The sequence below is a fragment of the Microbacterium sp. USHLN272 genome (assembly GCF_037149655.1).
GTDB lineage: Bacteria > Actinomycetota > Actinomycetes > Actinomycetales > Microbacteriaceae > Microbacterium > Microbacterium galbinum.
This window is the reverse complement of record NZ_JBBCRA010000001.1, coordinates 1,750,776-1,773,243: the sequence shown is the minus strand read 5'-3', so window position 1 is coordinate 1,773,243 and position 22,468 is coordinate 1,750,776. Positions and strand designations below refer to the sequence as shown.

Below are 22,468 nucleotides of genomic sequence, written 5' to 3'. Positions count from 1 at the left end.
CATGCACCGCTCCCTGCGCCGCTCCACCGCCGTCGGCATCGCCGCGCTCGCACTCGCGCTCGCCGGGTGCGCGAACGCCGCGCCGTCGGCGCCCGCCCCATCGTCGACGGATGCCGCGGCCGACACGCTCGACGGTGAGGTCTCCGTCTACGCCGCGGCCTCGCTGGCGGGCGCGTTCGACGAGATCGCCACGGCGTTCACGGCCGAGCACCCCGACGTGACCGTGGTGCCGGTGTACGACGGCTCCTCCACCCTCGTGACGCAGATCCTCGAAGGCGCCCCGGCCGACGTGTTCGCCTCGGCCGACGAGGCCAACCTGGACAAGGCCGGAGATGCCGCCGTCGATCCGGAGCTGTTCGCCTCGAACACCCTCGTGATCGCCGTTCCCGCCGGCAATCCGAAGGGCATCGCCGACCTCGCCGATCTCGCCGACGTGACGACGGTGCTGTGCGCGGCCGAGGTGCCGTGCGGTGCGGCATCCACGAAGCTCCTCGATGCGGCCGGCGTCACGATCGAGGCCGCGAGCCTCGAGCAGAACGTCACCGCGGTGCTCACGAAGGTCGAGACCGGCGAGGCCGACGCCGGCCTCGTCTACGCCACCGATGTGATCGGCCGTGACGACGTCGAGGGCGTCGTGCCCGAGAACGCCGACGACGTCGTGAACCACTATCCGATCGCCGCCCTCGCGGATGCCCCGAACCCGAATGCCGCGCAGGCCTTCGTCACCTTCGTGCTGTCGGATGCCGGACAGGCCATCCTCGCGGAGTTCGGATTCGGGAAGCCGTGAGCGCCGCCCGCGTGCCGGGGTACGCCCCGCGCGCACTCGCGATCCCCGCGACGATCGGGCTCGTCTTCCTGCTGCTGCCGCTGATCGCGTTGATCTCGCGGGTCGAGTGGGCGACGTTCCTCGACGACGTGACCTCGGATGCCGCGCGCTCCGCACTCGTTCTCTCGCTCGGCACCGGACTCGTCGCCACGCTGCTCTGCATCGTCGTCGGTGTGCCGCTCGCCCTGCTCATCGCGCGCTCCGGCCCCCGCGTCGCGGCGGTGCTGCGCGCCGTGGTGACCGTGCCGCTCGTGCTGCCGCCCATGGTCGGCGGTGTCGCGCTCCTCTACCTCTTCGGGCGCGCGGGGTGGCTCGGCGGGCTCGGGCTGTCGTTCAGCACTCCCGCGGTCGTGCTGGCGCAGTCGTTCGTCGCGCTGCCGTTCCTCGTGCTCGCCGTCGAGGGAGCCGTGCGCGCCGCCGGGGTCGATCACGAACGCACGGCCGCCGCCCTCGGTGCCGGACGCTGGACGATCCTGCGCCGGATCACCCTCCCCCTCGCGGCTCCCGGCATCGTCGCGGGCGTCGTGCTGTGCTTCGCGCGGGCGATCGGCGAGTTCGGGGCGACCGCACTCTTCGCGGGCAACCGGCCGGGCGTCACGCAGACCATGCCGCTCGCGATCTACACCGCGTTCAACGGTGCGGGCGTCTCGCAGGGCGCGGCGGTGGCCCTCGCGCTGCTGCTGCTCGCGACCGCGATCGCGGTGCTCCTGCTCGTGCGGGGCTGGCGACCGGGGGCGGCGCGATGACGGCTATGCGGGCGCATGTGGTCGTCGAGCGCGAGCACTTCGCGGTCGACGTCGCCCTCGCCGTGGCCGCCGGTGAGACGGTCGCGGTGATGGGCCCGAGCGGCGCGGGAAAGTCGACGCTGCTGCAGGCGCTCGCCGGGCTCGTGCCACTCGGCGGCGGCGAGATCTCCGTCGGCGAGCGGGTCGTCGACCGCACCGCCGCGCCCCGCGTGCAGGTCGCGCCCATGCACCGCGGAATCGTGCTGCTCGGACAGGACGCCCGCCTCTTCCCGCACCTCTCCGTGCGCGAGAACGTCGCCTTCGGCCCGCGGTCGGCCGGCGTCGCGGCTCGCCAGGCCCGGGCATCCGCCGATGCCTGGCTGGAACGCGTCGGCCTCCCCGGCGCCGGCGATCGGATGCCGCACGAGCTGTCGGGCGGCGAGAGCCAGCGCGTCGCCGTCGCCCGCGCGCTCGCCGCCTCGCCGCAGGCCGTGCTGCTCGACGAGCCGCTCGTCGCCCTCGACCCCGACACGGCGGCCGGCATCCGCCGAATGCTGCGCGAGCAGCTCGCCGGCGTCACGACCGTCGCCGTCACCCACGATGCCGCCGATGCGGTGGCGCTCGCCGACCGGTTGCTCGTCATCGAGGCGGGGCGGGTCACGCAGAGCGGACCGGTGCGTGAGGTGCTGGGCGAGCCGGCGTCGGACTTCGTCGCCAGCATCGGCGGGGTGAATCGCCTGGTCGGCGTCGCGGACGGCGGGGACTGGGTGGCCGGCGGGGTGCGACTCGCGAGTGCGGATGCCGCGTCGCGGGCGCTCGCCGCGGTCGAGGGGGCCGCGTTGGCCGCGGTGTTCCGCCCGGAGGATGCGCGCCTGGTCGGGGAACAGGCGGATGCGCGCGGGGATGCCTGGGCCACCACCATCGCGGATCTGGAGCAGACCCTCTCCGGAGTGCGGGCGCGGACCGGCCTCGGGGTCGTCGACGTGCCGCTGGCGGATGCCGGGGGGCTGGCGGTCGGGAGCACGGTGCGGGTGAGCGTCGATCCGGCTGCCGTGCGGTTCGTGGCCGTCGACTGAGTCGGCGGCGGCATCCGTTCGGCCGGGCCGGCCGCCGGGCCCTGGCAATCCCCCGTCGATCGCCGACGCACCCGCCCTGACCGGTATTCCAGCGGCTATTCTCGGAGGATGACGGGGATCGAGGGGGAGCGATGACGGCCGTACCGGTCGTGATCGGCCGCCGAGCGCCCGCTGCCGAGTCCCGTGAGCGGGCGGCGGTCGACCCGCGCGGACTCGTCGACACCCACGGCCGCGTGCACCGCGACCTGCGCATCTCCCTCACCGACCGCTGCTCGCTGCGCTGCACCTACTGCATGCCCGAGCAGGGCAACGAGTGGCTCGCACGCACCAGCATCCTCTCGACCGACGAGATCGTCGAAGTCGCCGAGGTGGCCGCCGCCCTCGGCATCCGCACGTTCCGTCTCACCGGTGGCGAGCCGCTCCTGCGGCCCGACATCGTCGACGTCGTGCGGCGCATCTCGCGCATCCAGGGGGAGGACGGCCCGGTCGAGGTCGCGATGACGACCAACGGGATCAGCCTGGCCCAGAAGCTCCCCGCACTCATCGACGCGGGTCTCACGCGCCTGAACATCAGCATCGACACGATCGACCGCCAGCGTTTCGCCGACCTCACCCGGCGCGACCGGCTCGACGACGTGTTCGAGGGCATCGCGGCGGCCGCGGCATCCGAACTGCGACCGCTCAAGCTCAACGCCGTCGCCATGCGCGGCGTCAACGACGACCAGCTCGCCGACCTCGTGGCGTTCGCGATGGGCGTCGGCGCGCAGCTGCGCTTCATCGAGCAGATGCCGCTCGACGCGGGGCACACCTGGGATCGCGCGACGATGGTCACGCGCGAGGAGATCCTCGAAGCCCTCGGGGAGCGGTGGTCGCTCGAGCCCGTTCCCGGACGCGGGGGAGCGCCCGCCGAGAAATGGCGCATCGACGGAGGACCCCACGAGGTGGGCGTCATCGCCTCGGTCACCGCCCCGTTCTGCGGTGCCTGCGACCGCCTGCGGCTCACCGCCGACGGGCAGCTGCGCAACTGCCTCTTCTCGAACGACGAGTACGACCTCACCACGCTGCTTCGGGGCGAAGCATCCGTTCCCGGACAGCGCGACGACCGGATCGCCGACCTGCTGCGGTCCTGCATCCTCGGAAAGCTGCCGGGCCATGCGATCGACGACCCATCGTTCCTGCAGCCCGCCCGGGGGATGAACGCGATCGGCGGCTGAGCGGGCGGTTCTCCGCGGAGCTATGCGCCGGCGGGTGGTCCTAACTCAGGAAGAACGCGCCGAAACGCGCCGAGAACGGGCTGGAAGGGGCAATCCGACCTGTTCTTCCTGAGTTAGTGCACGGGCCCGCCGCCGCCTCAGCCCAGGAACTCCCGCGCGGCGGCCGACATCGCGGTGACCCCGACCTCGATCGTCGGGTGGATGACCGGCGCGAAGTACGGCGAGTGGTTGGTGGGGATGTCCTTGTCGAGCGTGCCGCCGGCCATCGCCGCCGCGAACGTCGCCGGGTCGACGCCGCCCCAGAACCAGAACACGAGGGGCGCGCCGGTGTCGCGGGCGAACCAGGAGACGTCCTCGCTGCCGGTGAACATGCCGGGATCGACGACGGATGCCTCCCCGAGAACACTCTGCAGCGCTCGCGTGACGCGGGCCGTGGCATCCGCATCGTTGATCGTGGGTGGCAGGGTGTGGTCGGTGCGGATCTCGGGCTCGCGCTCGGCTCCGGATGCCGCGGCCTCGGCGCGCACGATGCGCTCGACGCTCGCGAGCACGCGGTCGCGCATCTCGTCGTTCGGGTATCGCAGGCTGAGCTCGAGCTTCGCCTCGGCGGGGATGATGTTGTTCTTGAGTCCGGCGTGGATCGAGCCCACGGTCACGACGGCCACATCGCGCGGGTCGACCTCGCGCGAGGCGATGGTCTGCAGGCGCATGACGGTGGCCGCGGCCATCACGATCGGGTCGATCGTGGAGTGCGGGCGAGAGCCGTGCCCGCCGCGTCCGTGCAGGGTGACGGTGAGGCCGTCGGATGCCGCCATCTGCGTGCCGGGGCGCACCCCGATCGTGCCGGCGGGCAGCGGGGTGACGTGCTGGCCGAGCACGATGTCGGGCTTCGGGGCGATGTCGAGCAGCCCGTCGTCGAGCATCGCGCGGGAGCCGGCGCCATATTCCTCGGCGGGCTGGACGAGCACGACGAGCGTGCCCGACCACTCGGCGCGATCGGCGACGAGCTTCTCGACGGCACCGATCATCGCGGTCACGTGCATGTCGTGGCCGCAGGCGTGCATGACGGGCACGGTGTTGCCGGCGGGGTCGATGCCGGTCGCGGTGCTCGCGTAGGCGAGGCCGGTCTGCTCGCCCACGGGCAGTGCGTCCATGTCGGCGCGCACCCACACGACCGGGCCGTCGCCGTTGGTCAGGATGCCGACCACGCCCGTCACCCCGACGCCCTCGTGCACCTCGAGTCCGAGGTCGCGCAGGTGGCCGGCGGCGATGCCGGCGGTGCGGGTCTCCTGGAAGGAGAGTTCGGGGTGCTGGTGCAGGTCGACGTAGAGCGCTTCGAGATCGATCGTCATGGCCCGAGCCTATCCGGCGGGGAGCGGGTCGCGCCTGGTGCACCGATCGGTGCAGAACGTCGGGATTGAGCCTCCAGAACCGGCGTTTCGCACCGATCAGTGCACGGGGTCGCCCGGGTCAGGCGCCCGCGACGTAGGTCTCGAGGGCAGGGCCGGGGCGCAGTACCGCGGTGACGATCGCCTGGATGGCGAAGGCGCTGGTCTCGCCCAGCTCGATGAGGTCGGGGTGCAGCAGCCACTGCAGTTGCAGGCCGTCCATGACGGCGAGGATGCTGGCGGATGCCGCGGCGATCGTGTCGGGTGCGGTGACGCCCTCCTGCGCGCAGAGCTCGTGGAACGCGGCGGTCACCTCGCGGCGGAGGGTCGTGTAGCGCTCCTCGAAGTACTCGCGTCCGGGGTGGTGGTCGGTGACGGACTCCGACGAGAGCACGGTGTACGCCTGCACGATGCCGGGGCGCAGCTCGTTGGCGAACGCGGTGCGCACGAGGTGCAGGAACAGCTCGGGCCCGTCGGGGATGTGCTTCTCGGCGAGGTCGGCCACGTCGGCCTGGTCGCGATAGGCGAGCACTTCGAGCAGCAGCTTCTGCTTCGACCCGAAGTGGTGGAGCACACCGGCGTGGGTCATGCCCACCTGTTCGGCGACATCGGCGAGGGTGCCGTTGGTTGATCCCTTGTTGCCGAAGATCTCGACGGCGGCCTGGAGGATCAGCTCGCGCTTGGCGCGGGTCGCCGGGCGCACCCGCGACTTCTCGCTGCTCTCGTTCACGGGACCCCCGTCGTTCGTGTTCAGGCTTGCCATCTTACTCACCAGTAGGTAACCTCACGAAAGCTTACTTTCTCGCCAGTAAGCAAATCACGACGCCGTCGATCGACCGACCGCTCGACGGCAACGCAGCACAATGACCCGTGCCCCCAAGGAGAAGCAATGAAGCTCAGAAGGTCCTTGATCGCCCTCGCGGCGGTCACCGCGCTCGGCACCACCGCGCTCGCCGGATGCTCGTCCGGTGGATCATCGGATGCCGGTGACGGCGCCGGCTCCGCCGCCCTCACGATCGCCAAGCCCGACGGCGCGATCACCACCGAGTCGAACAACCCCTACGTCGGCGACTCCGCCGCCTCGAAGTACGGATACGGCAAGGTCATCTTCGAGACCCTCGGGCTCGTCAACCAGACCGGCGACCGCGGCGTCACCCCGTGGCTCGCCGAGAGCATCGAGTGGAACGACGACTACACGCAGCTCACGGTCGTGCCGCGCGAGGGCGTCACCTGGAGCGACGGCGAACCCTTCACCGCCGACGACATCGTCTTCACCTACGAGCTCGTCTCGACCCCCGCGCTCGACACCGCCGGCCTGAAGTTCGAGGGGGCGACCGTCGACGGCGACGCCGTGACCCTCACCTTCGGAGAGTCGAAGTACGTCAACCAGGCGCGCGTGCTGCACGTGCCGATCGTGCCGAAGCACATCTGGGAGAACCTCGACGAGCCGGCCACCGACCCGGTCACGGGCGACGACCTCGTGGGCACCGGCCCCTACGTCCTCTCGAACTGGTCGACCGAGTCGGTCACCCTCGAGGCCCGCGACGACTACTGGGGCGGCGACCTCGCCGTGCCCGAGCTGCACTACGTCTCGTACGGCGACAACACCGCGCTGACCACCGCCCTCGCGCAGGGCGAGGCGGACTGGGCGCAGGCCTTCATCCCGCAGATCGAGGAGCAGTTCCTCTCGGCCGACCCCGAGCACAACAAGTTCTTCGTCGCCCCGACCACGGGATCGGCGACGCTGTTCATGAACCTGCAGGAGAAGCCGTTCGACGACCCCGCGTTCCGTCAGGCGCTCGCCTGGGTGATCGACCGCGACGCCTACGTCGACATCGCCCGCGAGGGCGCGAGCGAGCCGGTGTGGTCGGTGACCGGTCTGTCGTCGATCCTCGAGGACGAGATCCAGCCCGAGTTCGCGGGCCAGAACTACGAGGTGGATGCCGAGAAGGCGCGCGACCTGTTGGAGGGCGCCGGATACACGTGGAAGGACGACGCGCTCGTCGACCCCGACGGCACGCCCGTCTCGTTCACGCTCTCGGTGCCCTCGGGCTGGAGCGACTGGAACACCGCGCAGGAGCTCATCGCCGAAGACGTCAAGGAGTCCATCGGCGCCGAGGTCAAGATCGACATGCCCGACTGGGGCGGCTGGGCCGACCCGCGCGACAACGGCACGTTCTCGGCGATCATCCACTGGCTCGAGGACAGCGGCACGGCCTACGGCCTGTACACCTCGACCATGGATCCGCGCTGGATCTCCCCGGAGGGCATCGCCGGCTTCAACTTCGGCCGGTTCGAGGACCCCGCCGCGACCGAGGCGCTGAACACCTACGCGAACGCCTCGTCCGACGAGGAGCGCACCGCATCGCTCGACACGCTGCAGAAGATCTTCGTCGAGCAGGTGCCGGCGATCCCGCTCGGTGCGCACCCGCTGCTGGGCGAGTACAACACGCGCAACTACGTCGGCTGGCCGTCGGAGGAGGACCCCTACGCCTCGGGTGACCCGACGCAGCAGAACATCGTGCAGATCCTCACGAAGCTGAAGCCCGCCGAGTAGCCCTTCGTCGAGGAGGCCGGGCTTCGACAGGCTCAGCCACCCATGGGGTCATCGACCACCCACTGGGTCCCTGAGCCTGTCGAAGGGCCCCGGTCTCCTCTTCGGAACTGGGTCCCTGAGCCTGTCGAAGGGCCCCCACGCCGCACCCCACGAAGGAACCCCCATGCCAGACCCCCTCCTCACCGTGCGCGACTTCTCGGTCGTGTACGACGTCGATCCGCCCGTCGCGGCGGTCAAGAACGTCACCCTCGAACTGCAGCGCGGCGAGATCCTCGGTCTCGCCGGCGAGAGCGGATGCGGCAAGACCACGCTCGCGTACGGCGTACAGCGTCTCCTGCGGGCGCCGGCCGTGATCACCGGTGGCGACGTCACATTCCACGACGCCTCCGGTGTGGATGTCGACATCAACTCGCTCGATGTCGACGCGATGCAGCGCTTCCGCTGGGACAAGGTGTCGATGGTGTTCCAGGGCGCCATGAACGCCCTGAACCCGGTGGCGACGATCGGGTCGCAGCTCGAGGACGTGTTCGAGATCCACCGCCCCGACATGAACCGCCGCCAGCGCCGGGCCGAGGCCGAGGAACTGCTCGAGATCGTGAAGGTCGGGCGGCAGCGGGTGCGCTCGTTCCCGCACGAGCTGTCGGGCGGCATGCGCCAGCGCGTGATGATCGCGATGGCGCTCGCGCTGCGCCCCCAGCTGATGGTGATGGACGAGCCGACCACCGCACTCGACGTTCTGGTGCAGCGCGAGATCCTCAAGCAGATCTCGCAGCTGCGGCACGAGTTCGGCTTCTCGGTGATCTTCATCACCCACGATCTGCCGCTGCTGCTCGAGATCAGCGACCGGATCGCGATCATGCGCGAGGGGGAGATCATCGAGCTCGCCACCGCCGAGCAGATCTGGCGGCAGCCGCAGCAGGAGTACACGCGCACGCTGCTGTCGTCGTTCCCCCGGCTCACCGGGGAGAGAGGGGTGCTGGTGCGATGACCACCCTCGAGTTCCAGAACATCACCAAGACCTACACGGTGCGCGGCGCCGGGCAGATCACCGCTCTCGACGACGTGAGCTTCACCCTCGACTCGGGGCGCACGCTCGGCCTCGTCGGTCAGTCGGGCAGCGGAAAGTCGACGATCGCGAAGATCCTCACGCAGCTCGAGACCCCCACGAGCGGTCGGGTGCTGCTCGACGGCGCACCCGTGCCGCGACGCGGCACGGGCCTGCGGCGATACCGCCAGCAGTTGCGCATGGTCTTCCAGGATCCGTTCGCCTCGCTCAACCCGTACCACTCGATCCGCTACCACCTCGAGCGGCCGATCCGCCTCGACGACGTCGTGCCGAAGAAGGACACCGAAGACGAGGTGCGGCGACTGCTCGCGCGCGTCCGTCTCGATGCGGATGCCGTGATCGATCGCCGCCCCCACGAGCTGTCGGGCGGCCAGCGCCAGCGCGTCGCGATCGCCCGCGCGCTGGCCTCGCGTCCGTCGATCCTGGTGGCAGACGAACCGGTGTCGATGCTCGACGTCTCGATCCGCCTCGGCGTGCTCACCCTGCTCGCCGACCTTCAGCGCGAAGAGGGGCTCGGCGTGCTCTACATCACGCACGACCTCGCCACCGCTCGCCACTTCAGCGACGAGATCATGGTGCTCAACCAGGGGCGCGTGGTCGAGTACGGCACCGCCGACGACGTCATCCTGAACCCGCAGGACCCGTACACGCGCGAGTTGCGCGCGGCATCCCCCGATCCCGAGAAGCACTTCGCCTCGGCATCCGCGAACGGAGGCGCGCTGTGAGCACCGCATTCCCCCAGCTCGACGACAACGACCTCATCCAGCAGGACGCGCTCGAGGTCGGCACGACCGCGACGACGGCCGAGCGCGGGCGACGCCCGGTCGCCTGGCGCTTCTTCCTCGGGCGCGCGGGCTTCTACCTGTTCACCCTCTGGGCCGCGATCACGATCAACTTCTTCCTGCCGCGCTTCATGAAGGGCGACGCGGTCAGCTCGTACCTCGCGCGCAACCGCAACGTCAGCCCGGAGGCGGCGGAGTCGCTGCGCATCCTTCTCGGCATCGACAGCGACAAGTCGATCTGGCAGCAGTACATCGAGTACTGGGGGATGCTGTTCCGCGGCGACCTCGGCATCTCGACGCTGCACGGGCTGCGGCCGGTGGGCGAGGTGCTCGCCGCCGCCCTGCCGTGGACGCTGGGCCTGGTGGGCCTCGCAACGATCATCTCGTTCCTCATCGGCACCGTCGGTGGCGCGATCGTCGGCTGGAAGCGGGGGAGCAGGCTCGACGCGCTCATCCCGATCACGACCTTCTTCAACACGATCCCGTACTTCTGGCTGGGGCTCATCGCGATCGCGATCTTCTCGTCGACGCTGAAGTGGTTCCCGTCGTCACACGCCTACGACAAGGGCCAGTCTCCCGAGTGGAGCCTCGACTTCATCGGCCAGGTGATCATGCACGGCACGCTGCCCGCGATGACGATCATCATCGCGTCGCTCGGCGGATGGATGCTCGGCATGCGCAACATGATGCTGACCGTTCTCGACGAGGACTACATCACCGTCGCGCAGGCGAAGGGCATGCCGAACCGGCGCGTGCTCTGGGCGTATGCCGCGCGCAACGCGGTGCTGCCGCAGATCCAGAGCTTCGCACTCTCGATCGGCTTCATCGTCGGCGGCACGATCGTCATGGAGATGGTCTTCAGCTACCCCGGCCTCGGCAAGCTGCTGCTCGACGCCACCAACGCCAAGGACTTCGCGCTCATGCAGGGCGTCTTCCTGGTGATCACGCTCTCGGTGCTCGCGGCCAACATCCTCGCCGATGTCGTCTACGCGTACCTCGACCCGCGCACCCGCCAGACGGAGGCCTGAGATGACCGATACACGCAAGACCTTCTGGTCGCAGCTCGCGCAGGCGTTCGCGATGTTCCGCAACCGCAAGTCGATCGCGGGGCTCATCATCCTCGGCATCTTCGTGCTGATCGCGATCCTCGCCGACTGGATCGCGCCCTACGGCCCGACCCAGAAGGACCGCTCGGCGCTGCGCCAACCGCCGTCGTTCGAGCACTGGCTCGGCACGACGCACATGGGCGAGGACGTGCTCAGCCAGATCATCTTCGGCACCCGCGGCGTCATCGTGGTCGGCTTCCTGTCGGCCGCGATCGCCACGGTCATCGCGATCACGATCGGCGTCATCGCCGGCTACGTGCGCGGCTGGAAGAGCGAGTCGCTGTCGGCGCTGACGAACGTGTTCCTGGTGATCCCCGGCATCCCGCTGATCATCATCATCGCCTCGCAGTTCGACAACCCGCCGATCATCCTCATCGCCGCAGTGCTCGGCCTCACCGGCTGGGCGTGGGGTGCGCGCGTGCTGCGCGCGCAGACCATGTCGCTGCGCAACCGCGACTTCATCCAGGCGGCGCGCGCCAACGGCGAGCCCCTGCGCCGGATCATCACGGTCGAGATGCTGCCGAACCTCATGGCGCTCATCGCGTCGAGCTTCGTCGGCACCGTGACCGCCGCGATCCTGGGCCTGACGACGCTCGCGTTCATCGGGGTGATCCCGGTGAACAACCTCAACTGGGGAACGATTCTGTTCTGGGCCCAGCAGAACGGCGCGTTCCCGCGCCTGTGGTGGTGGTACGTGCCCGCCGGGCTCTGCATCGCGATCATCGGCGTCGCTCTGTCGCTCATCAACTTCGGCATCGACGAGTACGTCAACCCGCGCCTGCGCTCGGCGGGCGAGCGGGCGCGCGCGATGAAGAAGAAGGGGCTCGACGTGAACGACGCCGTCACGGCGGTGCGCAGCATCCCGATGGCGAACACGGATGCTCCGCCCAGCTCGACCCGAGACGATACGACCACGCAGAACTCCTCGACCATCTTGACCCGGAACGCGAAGTGATGACCTCTCCCACCCTCACCACGGCTCTGCCGTACCAGGACCCCGCCCTCTCGATCGACGAGCGCGTCGCCGACCTCCTCGGGCGCATGACGCTCGAGGAGAAGGTCGGGCAGATGCTGCAGCTCGACGCGCGCGACGATCTCGACGACCACGTCCTGCGCCGTCACGCCGGGTCGATCCTGCACACGTCGCCCGAGCGCATCCTGCGCGCGAACGACCTGACCGCCCAGACCCGCCTGCGCATCCCGCTGCTGGTCGCCGAGGACTGCATCCACGGCCACTCGTTCTGGCCGGGAGCGACGATCTACCCGACCCAGCTCGGCATGGCCGCCTCGTGGGATGCCGAGCTCGTCGAGCGCGTGGCCCGCGCCACCGCCGAGGAGGTCGCGGTCACCGGCATCCACTGGACCTTCTCCCCCGTCCTGTGCATCGCCCGCGACCTGCGCTGGGGCCGCGTCGACGAGTCGTTCGGCGAGGACCCGTTCCTCATCGGCGAGCTCGCCTCGGCGATGGTGCGCGGCTACCAGGGCGACGGTCTCGACGACCCGACCGCGGTGCTCGCGACCGCCAAGCACTTCGCCGGCTACTCCGAGACGCAGGGCGGGCGCGATGCCAGCGAGGCCGACATCTCGCGCCGCAAGCTGCGCTCGTGGTTCCTGCCGCCGTTCGAGCGGGTCGCCCGCGAGGGCTGCCGGGTGTTCATGCTCGGATACCAGACGATGGACGGCATCCCGATCACCACCAACGACTGGCTGCTCACCGACGTGCTGCGCGGCGAGTGGGGGTACACCGGCACCCTGGTCACCGACTGGGACAACGTCGGGCGGATGGTGTGGGAACAGCACGTGCAGCCCGACTACGCGCACGCCTCGGCCGCCGCGACGCGCGCCGGCAACGACATGATCATGACGACGCCGCGCTTCTTCGAGGGCGCGCTCGAGGCCGTCGAGCGCGGGTTGCTGCCGGCGGATGCCTTCGACGCCGCCGCCGCGCGCATCCTCACCCTCAAGTTCGAGCTGGGGCTGTTCGAGGACCCGCGTCTGCCGCGCGACGGCCTCGACGAGATCGTCGGCAGCGCCGCGCACGCCGAGTTGAACCTCGAGATCGCGCGCCGGTCGATCGTGCTGCTCGAGAACGACGGCGTGCTGCCGTTGGATGCCGCGGCGCCGACGAAGGTCGCGGTCGTGGGTCCGCTCGCCGACGACGCGCAGACGCAGCTCGGCGATTGGGCCGGAGGGTCGGGCCAGGCCGGATGGCTCGACGGTCAGCCGCGCGAGATGATCACGACCGTGCTCGACGGGCTCTCGGGCGTCGGAGGCTGGGAGGTCTCGCACGCGCGCGGGGCCGACATCCTCACCCTCGAGGACGACCCGCAGGGAGCGCTGTTCCCCGACGGGCAGCCGCGCCCGCGCATCGTGAAGCCGTGCGCCCCCGATGAGGCGCTGATCGCCGAGGCCGTCGCCGCCGCAGAGGCCGCCGATGTCGTGGTCGCCGTCGTCGGAGACCGCATCGAACTCGTCGGCGAAGGCCGTTCGACCGCCACGCTCGAACTCATCGGCGGGCAGAACGCCCTGCTCGACGCGGTGATCGCGACCGGCACGCCCGTGGTGGTGGTGCTGATGGCGTCGAAGCCACTCGTGCTGCCGGCATCCGTCTCGCAGGCCGCCGCCGTGATCTGGGCCGCGAGCCCGGGCATGCAGGGCGGGCGCGCGATCGCCGAGATCATCGCGGGCGAGGTCGAGCCGTCGGGCCGTCTGCCGATCTCGTTTGCCCGGCACGTCGGCCAGCAGCCGACGTACTACAACCAGATCCGCGGGCAGCACGGCGATCGCTACGCCGACCTCACGCAGGCGCCGGCCTGGGGCTTCGGCGAGGGGCTGTCGTACACGACGGTCGCGTATTCGGACCTCGCGCTGGAGCGTTCGTCGCTCGGCCTCGGCGACATCGTCGTCGGGCACGTGACGGTGACGAACACGGGTTCGCGGCCGGTTCGCGAGACGGTGCAGGTCTACGTGCGGGATGCCGTGACGAGCGTCAGCTGGACCGATCGCGAACTCAAGACGTTCCGCCAGGTCGACCTCGCGCCGGGGGAGTCGGCGCGGGTGCGGGTCGAGATGCCGGTCGCCGACTGCACGATCGTGGATGCCGCGGGCCTGCGGGTCGTGGAGCCGGGGGAGTTCGCCCTGCTGGTCGGCCCCTCGTCGCGCGAGGAGAAGCTGCTCGGGGCAGGGTTCACGGTGGAGTGACCGTCCGGCGGTGGTACGAGCACGGCGGATAACCTAGCGTCGTGCATCGATATCGCGAGATCGCCCGCGACCTCACGATCCGGATCGCCGAGGGCGCATTCGACGCCACCGGGATGCTGCCCTCGGAGGCTCATCTCGCGGCCGACTACGAGGTCTCGCGCGGCACCGTGCGCAACGCGCTCGTGCTCATGGCGCGGCAGGGCGCGATCGCCCCGCGACGCGGTTCGGGCTGGCTGGTGCGCACGACGGCGCAGAGCCAGCGGTTCTCGGAGATGCGGTCGTTCGCGCAGTGGGCATCGAGCCGCGGCATGGAACCCGGCGGACACGTGCTCACGCAGCAGCGCCGCCCGGCGACGGCGACCGAGGTGCGCCGGTTCCGGGGAGGTCGCGGCATCGGCGAGGTGCTCGAGGTCGTTCGTCTGCGGTCTCTGAACGGGCGCGTCGTCATGCTCGAGCGCACCGCCTATCCGTCGTGGATCGCCCCGATCGTCGAGGAGCTGTCGCCCGATGAGCCGTCCGTGGTCGGTGCGCTGGAATCGCGCGGCGTGCGCATGGTCTCGGGCGAGCAGTCGATCGACGCGATCGCGGCTCCGAGCGAAGACGCCCGCCTTCTGGGCGTGAGACGTTCGAGCCCGCTCCTGCGCGTGAACCGCGTCAGCTACTCCGCCGACGGTCGGGCGATCGAGGCGGGCGACGACCGCTACCTCCCGGATGTCATGTCGTTCCAGATGCAGGCGTCGCTGCAGGGATACTCGCTCACGCGCGAGCTGGGCTGAGCGGCTCGACCTCGGCCCACGGCATCCGTGGTGCCGGGCTGTACAACTGTGCATCGTGGGCTCCCGGATTCGGAGCGGATGCCGCAGCCGTCGCCGTTCGGACGAATCGCGTTCATCGACCGGTCATCTTCCGGCTGTTCTGTCGCTGCAGGAGGCGATCACGACCTCCGATGGGCGTCCCGTCGGGGACGCCGACACTGTTCCCGGAAGGATCACGTCAGACATGTCCTCGTCACCTCCCCCCGTGGTGCGCCGTCGTCGGAGCGCGTCCCTGCTCGCCGCACTCGCCGCAGCCGGGGCGCTCCTCGTGTCGCCGCTGCTCGCCGCGTCGCCCGCAACCGCCGCCGCGGCATCCGAGATCACCCTCGAAAGCTCCGACGTCGCCGTCGGGGATACCTTCTCGGTCACCTACTCGACCGATCGCCCGACGGCCACGAACTGGCTGGCGATCTACCCCGAGTCCCGGCCCGAGCCCTGCGACGCGTGCGGCATGGCCTGGGCGTACGCGCCCGGCGCGACCGGCACGGTGCAGCTGCCCACGAACGACCGTGCGGGCAACCCGCTGGCCGCAGGGAACTACCGCGTCGAGTACCTCTACAACGACGGCTACTCCCGCGTCAGCGAGCCGGCGACGTTCACCATCGCGGCAGAGCCGGGCACCGGAGAGCCCGGTGAGGGCCCGGAGGTCGACCCGACGAAGCCGATCGACCTGTCGGTCGTGCAGCTCAACGTCTGGGGCAAGACCACCGACGCGACGATGCTCGCCGAGATCGGCGCCGACCTGATCTTCGTCGAGGAGGCGCAGAGCGCGGCAGCAGCCGTCGCCCGCGACCTCGGCTTCGACTACCACTCCACGGGCGGCAGCGCGGGTGTCATATCGCGCTATCCGATCGTCGACGTGGGCGTCGTCACGACGCCCGGCACCCAGGGCGGATGGACCAAGGCGATCGTGCAGGTGGGCGACACCCAGATCGCCGCGTACGGAGGCCACCTCGAGTACCGCTACTACGCCACCTACCTTCCCCGCGGATACGCGGGCGACGTGCTCGGCTCCGGGTTCCCGACCGAGTGGCGCGGGTGGAACAAGCTGAGCGGTCCCGTGACCGACGTGCCGCAGATCCTCGCGGCGAACGAGGCATCCGGGCGACCGGCATCCGCTGCGGCCCTCACCGCCGACATGGCGAACGAGCGCGAGGCCGGACGCCTCACCATCATGGGCGCCGACATGAACGAGCCCTCGGTACTCGACTGGACCGAGACCACCGCGAACCTCTACGACCACAACGGGGTCGTCGCCCCGTGGCAGACCTCCCGCATCCTGCGCGACGGCGGTCTCGTCGACGCGTACCGCGCCGTGTACCCCGACCCCGTGTCCCACCCGGGCTTCACGTGGCCGGCCGACACCCCCAACGTCAGCGTCTCGCAGCTCGCGTGGGCGCCCGAGGCCGACGAGCGCGACCGGATCGACTACATCTTCTTCGCGCCGGACGACCGCCTCACCCTGACGGGCACGCGCATCGTCGGACCGAAGGGCGACATCGTGCGCGGCGCCCGCGCCCTGCCCGTCTCGGACGAGGAGATCTTCACCCCGCAGACGCTGTGGACCAGCGACCACAAGGGCCTGCAGTCCGACTTCGTGATCTGCGGCGAAGCCTGCCAGGCGGCGGAGCCCGAGCTCGGCGAGCTCGTCGTCGGTACGCCGTCGATCACCGGAACGGCGACGGTCGGCGCCGAGGTCACCGCGGTGACCGGCGAGTGGACCGAGGGCACCGCCTTCTCGTTCCAGTGGCTGGCGGATGGCGAGGCCATCGCGGGCGCGACCTCGGCCACCTTCTCGATCCCGGCGGACTTCGCAGGTCGTGCGCTCTCCGTGCGCGTCGGCGGGACGCTCGAGGGATACGTCCCGGCCGAGGTGACGAGTGCTGCGGTCACCGTGACCGCTGCGGAGGAGCCCGGTTCGGATGCTCCAGCGGTGGTGCTCGGATCGTCGAGCGTGGTCGCGGGCGGAAGCCTGAAGGTCAGCGGTGCCGGCTTCGCGGCGGGCGCTCAGCTGAAGCTCGAGCTGCGCTCCACGCCGGTCGCCCTCGGTACGGTGACCGCTTCGGACGCGGGAGCCTTCTCGACGACCGTCACGATCCCGGCATCCGTTCCGGCCGGAGCGCACACGCTCGTCGTGATCCTGCCGGACGGCACCGAGGTGACCGCCGCCGTCACCGTGACCGCGGCGCCGAGTGCGGGTGCGGATGCCGGTGGCGATGCGCTTGCCCAGACCGGTGGAGAGATCCTGATGCCGGCGGTGTGGGCCGCGGTTCTGGCGCTGCTGGTCGGCGCGGGGCTGATGGTGCGCCGCCGGATGCGTCAGTCGTAACGGCATCCGTCCCTGGCGCTGAGCCACCCCTCTCAGTGCGAGCCACCCCCTTCCGCGCCGTGCGGAAGGGGGTGGCTCGTTCGTGAAGGGGTGGTTCGGCGGGGTCAGTCCTCGAGCTGGTCGAGGACCAGTTCTCCTCGCGAGTTGAGCGACTCCATCAGGCGCTCGATGCGACGGCCGTCGATCGGCGGCAGCGTAGCCTCATCGAACGCGAAGACCAGAGGGATGCTCGGATGCATCCAGATGGTCAACCGGCCGGCCGGGTTCTTCGCCTCCGGAAGCCACGTCATCATGAAGCTCTCCTGGCGACGCAACTTCGTGCCGATCACGATCTTCAGATGCGCCAGCGTCCGATCATCGATCTCGACCGGAGGGCGGGCGCTGTTGTACTCCAGGGTTCCCATGGAGCAACCATACGTCCTCGCCGGTCGTCTCTTGCAGGTCATCCGTGCGCGCACAACCCCGGTCGCGCTCGGGTCGGCGCGGGCGTATCGTCCCCGGATGGACGGCATGCGAACGATGGAGAGAACAGAGATCCTGATCGACGGCGTCAGCGCGTACCTCGCCCAGGAACAAGACCTCGACGTGCTCCTGCGGCAGATCGAGACGGCCGCGAGCGGACCCGCGGCGTTCGTCGAGTTCGTCGTCGTGGGGAATCGGCGGGTGAAGGTTCTCATCACCCCGAGCTCCCGCGTCGTGATCTCCACCGAGACGGTGCAGCACGACGCCCGTGACACGGGGAACGACGCCTTTCCCTACGGGGGTCTTTACGACTTCGACCCTGAGCCGCTCGGCTGACTCTGGCCCGAGCGATCGGGACAGAATTGCTTGACCTAGAGTGCTCTAGGTTTCGAGACTGGGTGGATGACCATGATCGCGCCCGCGTCAGACTCTCCCCACATCACGATGAAGGAGATGGTTCTGCGCTCCGGGCTGAGTGAGCACACACTGCGGTACTACGAGCGCATCGGGTTGCTCGGCCGTATCGCGCGCGATAGGTCGAGTCGGCATCGGTATTACAGCGAGAGCGACGCGGTCAAGGTCGTCACGCTGGCCTGCCTGCGCGCCACGGGGATGTCGATCGAACAGATGCGTCGATACGTGTCGCAGAACGACGCGGGCGTTTCTGCCGCAGCGGACCAGATCGCGCTCTTCGATCAGCATCGAGAGTTCTTGCAGCGTCAGATCACCCGTGCGCAGCACCAGCTGGAGTACCTCGACGGGAAGGTCGCCTACTGGAACGCGCTCTCCCGCGGCGATGGGGAATCGGCGTCGAAGATCGGCTGGAGGAACTTCGAAATGGCCCTCGAGATCAACAACGAAATGAAGGAGGAACAGGCATGAAGACCTGGTTCATCACAGGGACGTCCAAGGGCTTCGGCCGGGTGTGGGCAGAAGCGGCGTTGGAGCGGGGAGACCAGGTGGTCGCCACAGCGCGCAATCTCGACAGCATCGCTCCGCTGACCCAGGCATACCCCGACACCGCGCTCGCCCTCGCCCTCGATGTCACCGACCAGGATGCTGTTCTCGCGGCGGTGCGCCAGGCGAAGGAGCGGTTCGGGCGCATCGATGTGCTCATCAACAATGCCGGCTACGGCCTGTTCGGTGCCGTCGAGGAGATCAGCCCCGAGCAGGCTCGAGCTCAGTTCGAGACGAACGTGTTCGGTGCGTTGTGGGTCACGCAAGCCGTGCTGCCGCTGATGCGTGAACAGGGCTCGGGTCACATCATCCAGATCTCTTCCATCGGTGGGGTGAACGCGTTCCCGTACCTGGGCATCTACCACGCGAGCAAGTGGGCGCTGGAAGGGTTCAGTCAGACCCTCGCCCAGGAGGTTGCGGGCTTCGGGATCACGGTGACTCTGGTCGAGCCGGGTGGATACAGCACTGACTGGGGCACCGAGTCTGCGGACTTCGCCGAGCCGATCGACGCGTATCAGCCGCTGCGCGAGGGTCTCGCGAAGACGCGCGCCAACAGTGCCAGCGGTTCCGGCGACCCGGAGGCGACAGGCCCGGCCATGCTGGAGCTGGCGGACATGGAACAGCCGCCGTTGCGGATCTTCTTCGGAAAGGGCCTCAACGCGCTCATCCATGGCGAGTACCAGAAGCGACTCGACGAGTGGGATGCACACAACGCGCTCTCCGAACGGGCTCACGGCTGAGCTCGCGATGTCGCGTCGAGGGCCCGTCTCGTCATCGAGCGGGTCCTCGATCGCGTGGGGGGTGTGTGTCGCCGGCTCACTCGCCGATGGTGCGGACGACCCGGGCCGGGGAGCCGAGGGCGATCGTCCCGGCGGGAACGTCTTTGGTGACGATGGAGCCTGCGCCGACGACGGCATCGTCGCCGATGGTGACGCCGGGGAGCACGGTGACGTTCGCCCCCAGCCAGACGTTCCGCCCGATGGTGACAGGGGCGGGGATGAGGTCGGCACGTCGGTGGGGGTCGATGCCGTGCTGCAGCGTGGCGATCACGACGTTGTGTCCGATGAGGCTGTCGTCGCCGATCGTGATCCCGCCCTGATCCTGAAAGCGGCATCCGGAGTTGATGAAGACCCGCTTGCCGATCGAGATGTTCTTGCCGAAGTCCGCGGTGAACGGCGGGAACAGCGTGACCGTGTCATCGACGGGTGTGCCGATCAGCGCACCCAGGAGTTCTCGCACACGGTTGGGCTCGTGGTATCCGGTGTTGAGTTCGCCGGCGATGCGGAGCGCCTCCTGGCTCGTCTCGTGCATCACCGCGTGGCCGGGTGATCCGCCGGGGATGGTCTCCCCGGCGTTCAGGAGGGTGAGGAGGTCGGTGAGGTCCATGCGACCCACCGTAGGTCGGCGTGGGCGAATGAGGGATGCCCTGTCGGTACACGCTCCGGTGGGGCGACCTCGCGATGAGGGGGCATGGTACGTCGTGCCGGGGCATCCGTCGAGGGGCGCGGTGAAGTCGCCGCGGGGGCGCACGGTGAGCGCACACCCCACAGAGCCGACGGAGGCGCACCATGTATTTCCACGTGCAGGAATTCATCAACGAGATCGCCGCGGACGAGCCGGATCCCGCGGCTGCGAACGCGCTGCAGGAGGGGCTCGGCGGTCAGTTCGGCGAGATGCGCACGATGATGCAGTACCTCTTCCAGAGCATCAACTTCCGCGGTCCCGACGGCAAGCCGTACAAGGACCTCATCCAGGGGATCGGCACCGAGGAGATCAGCCACGTCGAACTGATCGGCACCACGATCTCCCGGCTCCTCGACGGTTCGCCGAAGTACCAGGGCAAGCCGACCGACCCGGTGGATCAGCCGGGTGCCGGCGGCGCGACGCCGCTGAGCATCGCCGTCGACACCGGCAACATCCACCACTACCTCGTCGGCGCGCAGGGCGCGCTGCCGGTGGATGCCGTGGGCAACCCGTGGTCGGGGAGCTACGTGTACAACTCGGGCAATCTCGTGCTCGACCTGCTCTACAACCTCATGCTCGAATCGACCGGGCGGCTGCAGAAGTGCCGGCTGTACGAGATGACCGACAACAAGACCGCGCGCACGACGATCTCGTACCTCATCGTGCGTGACCAGGCGCACGAGAACGCCTACGCGAAGGCGCTCGAGACCCTCGGTGTGAACTGGCGCACGTCGCTGCCGATCCCGAAGACGAACGCCGAGCAGTTCCCGGAGGTGAAGAAGCTCCTCGACCTCGGTCTGCAGAGCAAGAACTACTCGTTCGACCTCACGGCGCAGTCCGAGGCGGGCAAGATCTTCCAGGGCGCATCGCCGTCGAACGACGGCACCGAGCTCGACGCGAGCGAGCAGGCGCCCGAGGGCTTCCCGATGACCATCTCGCCGGAGCGCCCCGAGGAGTTCTCACCGGGCGCCGACGACGAGCTGCGCAAGCTCATCGAGGCGACCGCGGCGATGGAGATGGCCGACATCGATGCGACGTTCGGGCGGATGAAATAGGGGCCGCGAGCTGACCCTATGATCGGAGGATGAATCCGAGGGCCTGGCTACCCGTTGGTCGCGGATGATGCCCCCTTCCTCCTCGGATCCCGCAGCACGTCGGAGAAGGCGACCGAACTCGTCGGGTCTTCCGGACTGGCTCCCGTCGGCGTATCTCGACGCGCTTTCGTCGTCGGAAGGAGAGCTCGAGCCGGACTTGATCTTCTTCGGCGAGGCGAGAGCTCGGCGGGAGAACCTCGAGTTCGACGACGCCGACTACTGGCTGAGGGGCGAACGGCCCGATGCCTGGTGGATTTTCGGAGAGAGCGGCCAAGGAGACCACTGGCTGCTCCACACCGACTCTCAGGTCTACTTCTTCGATCATGACCAGGGTCAGCGGTCGGCTGCTCGCTTCGCCTTCGTCGTGGAGAGTCTGACGCAGTGGCTCGAGATCGCGAACGTTCTCGAATCGAGTGATCGCTCGTCCGATCGCATCGTTCGAGACGCCCTCGAACGAATATCCCCCGGACTCGCCGATCGCTACCCCTTCGCTCTCGCTTGACCCGACCGGCATCTCAGAGCGAGCCCCTCAGCGTCCACCGCCGTTGAGAATTTCCATCCAGTCGGCAGGAAGACGGTCGCTCGGACCGGGAACGGCCTGTGATTCGGGATGGCTCGTCGGTGCGGCGAGCGACGGGCCATCGAACGCGGCCTCGTCTCGGAAGTCCCAGAACCAGTCCTCGCCGGGTTCGAAGCTCTGCATCACGGAATGGCCGGTCTCCTTCCAATGCTTCGTCGCGTGCGTGTTGGGGGAGTCGTCGCAGCATCCGATGTGTCCGCATGCGGCGCACCGTCGCAGATGAACCCACCACGAGCCGGTCTCATCGCATTCCACGCACCCCGTACCGCTGGGAGGCACCGTCACGTCGATCATCTCGGGATCTGTCGTCATGCCGCCATCATCGCGGTTCCCTCGCCGCTTGGACAGGCCCTCCTGGGGCCACTGCTATGTTCGGACCCGCAGGGGGAGGAACGCGCATGACCGCAACCGAGGGTGACGTCTCCGCGGAAGAGCGGACGGAGGCGGCGAGGCTGGCCCTCGCGCGCGCGAAGTACGGATGGGTGTGGCCGCTCACGGGTCTCAACGTGATCGCGCTGATCTTCGCGATCATCGGAGGCGTCGGCGAGACGAACACTTTCTCGTTCCTCTTTCCCCAGATCTGGGGATTCAGGTTCCCGATCGGTGCGGGTATCGGGGTGATCTCGGCATCCGTCGTCGTGGCCGTCGCGATCACCGCATCGAGGCGAGGCGTCGATCGCGCGGATCGCAGGTATCGGTTCTCGGCGTGGTTGACTCTCGCGTCGACGGTGATGTTCGCGGTCTTCCTCGGAGCAATGGGTGCACTGTTCCTGCTGCTGTCGACCGCGGCCGATTGAGCGTTCGCAGCGAGGCACCCGCTGAGCGG

At 69.3% G+C, this 22,468-nt stretch carries 23 protein-coding genes; 18 read left to right on the top strand and 5 right to left on the bottom strand.

All coding sequences use genetic code 11. The features are described from left to right. Nucleotide 1: 1 nt before the first annotated feature. The 4 genes from modA to moaA all read left to right on the top strand — a co-directional run bounded on the left by modA (nt 2) and on the right by moaA (nt 3,841). Nucleotides 2-787 (top strand): molybdate ABC transporter substrate-binding protein, encoded by a 786-nt coding sequence (modA, locus tag WFJ97_RS08515; protein ID WP_336641154.1) that lies wholly within the window; start codon nt 2-4, stop codon nt 785-787. After that, a complete protein-coding gene (gene modB, locus WFJ97_RS08510) occupies nt 784-1,572 on the top strand; it encodes a molybdate ABC transporter permease subunit (RefSeq protein WP_247633135.1) in 789 nt (262 codons plus the stop codon). The genes modA and modB overlap by 4 nt, the downstream gene beginning before the upstream one ends. Continuing rightward, nucleotides 1,569-2,627 (top strand): ABC transporter ATP-binding protein, encoded by a 1,059-nt coding sequence (locus tag WFJ97_RS08505; protein WP_336641153.1) that lies wholly within the window; start codon nt 1,569-1,571, stop codon nt 2,625-2,627. Before modB ends, WFJ97_RS08505 begins: the two co-directional genes overlap by 4 nt. A 131-nt stretch (nt 2,628-2,758) precedes the next feature. Further along, nucleotides 2,759-3,841 carry a GTP 3',8-cyclase MoaA gene (gene moaA, locus WFJ97_RS08500; RefSeq protein WP_247957498.1) on the top strand — a complete coding sequence of 361 codons (1,083 nt, stop codon included), beginning with the start codon at nt 2,759-2,761 and terminating at the stop codon, nt 3,839-3,841. A gap of 137 nt (nt 3,842-3,978) precedes the next feature. Here the strand turns inward: moaA and WFJ97_RS08495 are convergent, their stop codons facing one another. Continuing rightward, nucleotides 3,979-5,193, bottom strand: a complete 1,215-nt coding sequence (locus tag WFJ97_RS08495; protein WP_336641152.1) for an amidohydrolase — start codon at nt 5,191-5,193, stop codon at nt 3,979-3,981. Between the two features lie 118 nt (nt 5,194-5,311). Then, the gene (locus tag WFJ97_RS08490) at nt 5,312-5,992 is read right to left on the bottom strand and encodes a TetR/AcrR family transcriptional regulator (RefSeq protein WP_247957573.1); all 681 of its coding nucleotides are present in this window, start codon (nt 5,990-5,992) and stop codon (nt 5,312-5,314) included. A gap of 126 nt (nt 5,993-6,118) precedes the next feature. On the opposite strand from WFJ97_RS08490, the gene WFJ97_RS08485 reads away from it, so the two are divergent. The 8 genes from WFJ97_RS08485 (at nt 6,119) to WFJ97_RS08450 (ending at nt 17,085) form a co-directional block, all read left to right on the top strand. Then, nucleotides 6,119-7,786: an ABC transporter substrate-binding protein gene (locus tag WFJ97_RS08485; RefSeq protein WP_247957500.1), complete on the top strand. Its 1,668-nt coding sequence runs from the start codon at nt 6,119-6,121 to the stop codon at nt 7,784-7,786. Nucleotides 7,787-7,949: 163 nt separating this feature from the next. After that, on the top strand, nt 7,950-8,774 hold the full coding sequence (locus WFJ97_RS08480) for an ABC transporter ATP-binding protein (RefSeq protein WP_247633129.1): 825 nt from the start codon (nt 7,950-7,952) through the stop codon (nt 8,772-8,774). Next, nucleotides 8,771-9,577, top strand: coding sequence for an ABC transporter ATP-binding protein (locus WFJ97_RS08475; RefSeq protein WP_336641151.1), 807 nt, complete (start codon nt 8,771-8,773; stop codon nt 9,575-9,577). Before WFJ97_RS08480 ends, WFJ97_RS08475 begins: the two co-directional genes overlap by 4 nt. Then, complete coding sequence (locus WFJ97_RS08470; RefSeq protein WP_247633127.1) at nt 9,574-10,662, top strand: ABC transporter permease; 1,089 nt, start codon at nt 9,574-9,576, stop codon at nt 10,660-10,662. Before WFJ97_RS08475 ends, WFJ97_RS08470 begins: the two co-directional genes overlap by 4 nt. 1 nt (nt 10,663) lies before the next feature. Beyond that, nucleotides 10,664-11,695, top strand: coding sequence for an ABC transporter permease (locus WFJ97_RS08465; protein WP_247623695.1), 1,032 nt, complete (start codon nt 10,664-10,666; stop codon nt 11,693-11,695). Continuing rightward, nucleotides 11,695-13,941, top strand: coding sequence for a glycoside hydrolase family 3 N-terminal domain-containing protein (locus tag WFJ97_RS08460; RefSeq protein WP_336641150.1), 2,247 nt, complete (start codon nt 11,695-11,697; stop codon nt 13,939-13,941). The genes WFJ97_RS08465 and WFJ97_RS08460 overlap by 1 nt, the downstream gene beginning before the upstream one ends. A gap of 41 nt (nt 13,942-13,982) precedes the next feature. Beyond that, nucleotides 13,983-14,717, top strand: coding sequence for a GntR family transcriptional regulator (locus WFJ97_RS08455; RefSeq protein WP_336641149.1), 735 nt, complete (start codon nt 13,983-13,985; stop codon nt 14,715-14,717). A 223-nt stretch (nt 14,718-14,940) separates the two neighbouring features. Then, nucleotides 14,941-17,085 (top strand): endonuclease/exonuclease/phosphatase family protein, encoded by a 2,145-nt coding sequence (locus WFJ97_RS08450; RefSeq protein WP_336641148.1) that lies wholly within the window; start codon nt 14,941-14,943, stop codon nt 17,083-17,085. Nucleotides 17,086-17,189: 104 nt separating this feature from the next. On the opposite strand, the gene WFJ97_RS08445 is transcribed toward WFJ97_RS08450, so the two are convergent. Continuing rightward, nucleotides 17,190-17,489: a DUF7882 family protein gene (locus WFJ97_RS08445; RefSeq protein ID WP_336641147.1), complete on the bottom strand. Its 300-nt coding sequence runs from the start codon at nt 17,487-17,489 to the stop codon at nt 17,190-17,192. Nucleotides 17,490-17,586: 97 nt separating this feature from the next. On the opposite strand from WFJ97_RS08445, the gene WFJ97_RS08440 reads away from it, so the two are divergent. The 3 genes from WFJ97_RS08440 to WFJ97_RS08430 all read left to right on the top strand — a co-directional run bounded on the left by WFJ97_RS08440 (nt 17,587) and on the right by WFJ97_RS08430 (nt 19,244). Next, on the top strand, nt 17,587-17,883 hold the full coding sequence (locus WFJ97_RS08440; protein ID WP_336641146.1) for a hypothetical protein: 297 nt from the start codon (nt 17,587-17,589) through the stop codon (nt 17,881-17,883). A gap of 66 nt (nt 17,884-17,949) precedes the next feature. Beyond that, on the top strand, nt 17,950-18,429 hold the full coding sequence (locus tag WFJ97_RS08435) for a MerR family transcriptional regulator (protein WP_336641145.1): 480 nt from the start codon (nt 17,950-17,952) through the stop codon (nt 18,427-18,429). Next, nucleotides 18,426-19,244, top strand: a complete 819-nt coding sequence (locus tag WFJ97_RS08430; RefSeq protein ID WP_336641144.1) for an SDR family oxidoreductase — start codon at nt 18,426-18,428, stop codon at nt 19,242-19,244. The genes WFJ97_RS08435 and WFJ97_RS08430 overlap by 4 nt, the downstream gene beginning before the upstream one ends. Before the next feature lie 76 nt (nt 19,245-19,320). Here WFJ97_RS08430 and WFJ97_RS08425 read toward each other — a convergent pair whose 3' ends face one another. After that, nucleotides 19,321-19,890, bottom strand: a complete 570-nt coding sequence (locus tag WFJ97_RS08425; protein ID WP_336641143.1) for a sugar O-acetyltransferase — start codon at nt 19,888-19,890, stop codon at nt 19,321-19,323. Between the two features lie 182 nt (nt 19,891-20,072). Here WFJ97_RS08425 and WFJ97_RS08420 point away from each other — a divergent pair, with 182 nt between their 5' ends. Beyond that, nucleotides 20,073-21,023 carry a manganese catalase family protein gene (locus WFJ97_RS08420; RefSeq protein ID WP_336641142.1) on the top strand — a complete coding sequence of 317 codons (951 nt, stop codon included), beginning with the start codon at nt 20,073-20,075 and terminating at the stop codon, nt 21,021-21,023. Nucleotides 21,024-21,087: 64 nt separating this feature from the next. After that, the gene (locus WFJ97_RS08415; RefSeq protein ID WP_336641141.1) at nt 21,088-21,564 is read left to right on the top strand and encodes an SMI1/KNR4 family protein; all 477 of its coding nucleotides are present in this window, start codon (nt 21,088-21,090) and stop codon (nt 21,562-21,564) included. Between the two features lie 27 nt (nt 21,565-21,591). Here the strand turns inward: WFJ97_RS08415 and WFJ97_RS08410 are convergent, their stop codons facing one another. Next, nucleotides 21,592-21,936 carry a UBP-type zinc finger domain-containing protein gene (locus tag WFJ97_RS08410; RefSeq protein ID WP_336641140.1) on the bottom strand — a complete coding sequence of 115 codons (345 nt, stop codon included), beginning with the start codon at nt 21,934-21,936 and terminating at the stop codon, nt 21,592-21,594. A gap of 104 nt (nt 21,937-22,040) precedes the next feature. Here WFJ97_RS08410 and WFJ97_RS08405 point away from each other — a divergent pair, with 104 nt between their 5' ends. Then, a complete protein-coding gene (locus WFJ97_RS08405; protein ID WP_336641139.1) occupies nt 22,041-22,439 on the top strand; it encodes a hypothetical protein in 399 nt (132 codons plus the stop codon). Nucleotides 22,440-22,468 lie beyond the last annotated feature (29 nt).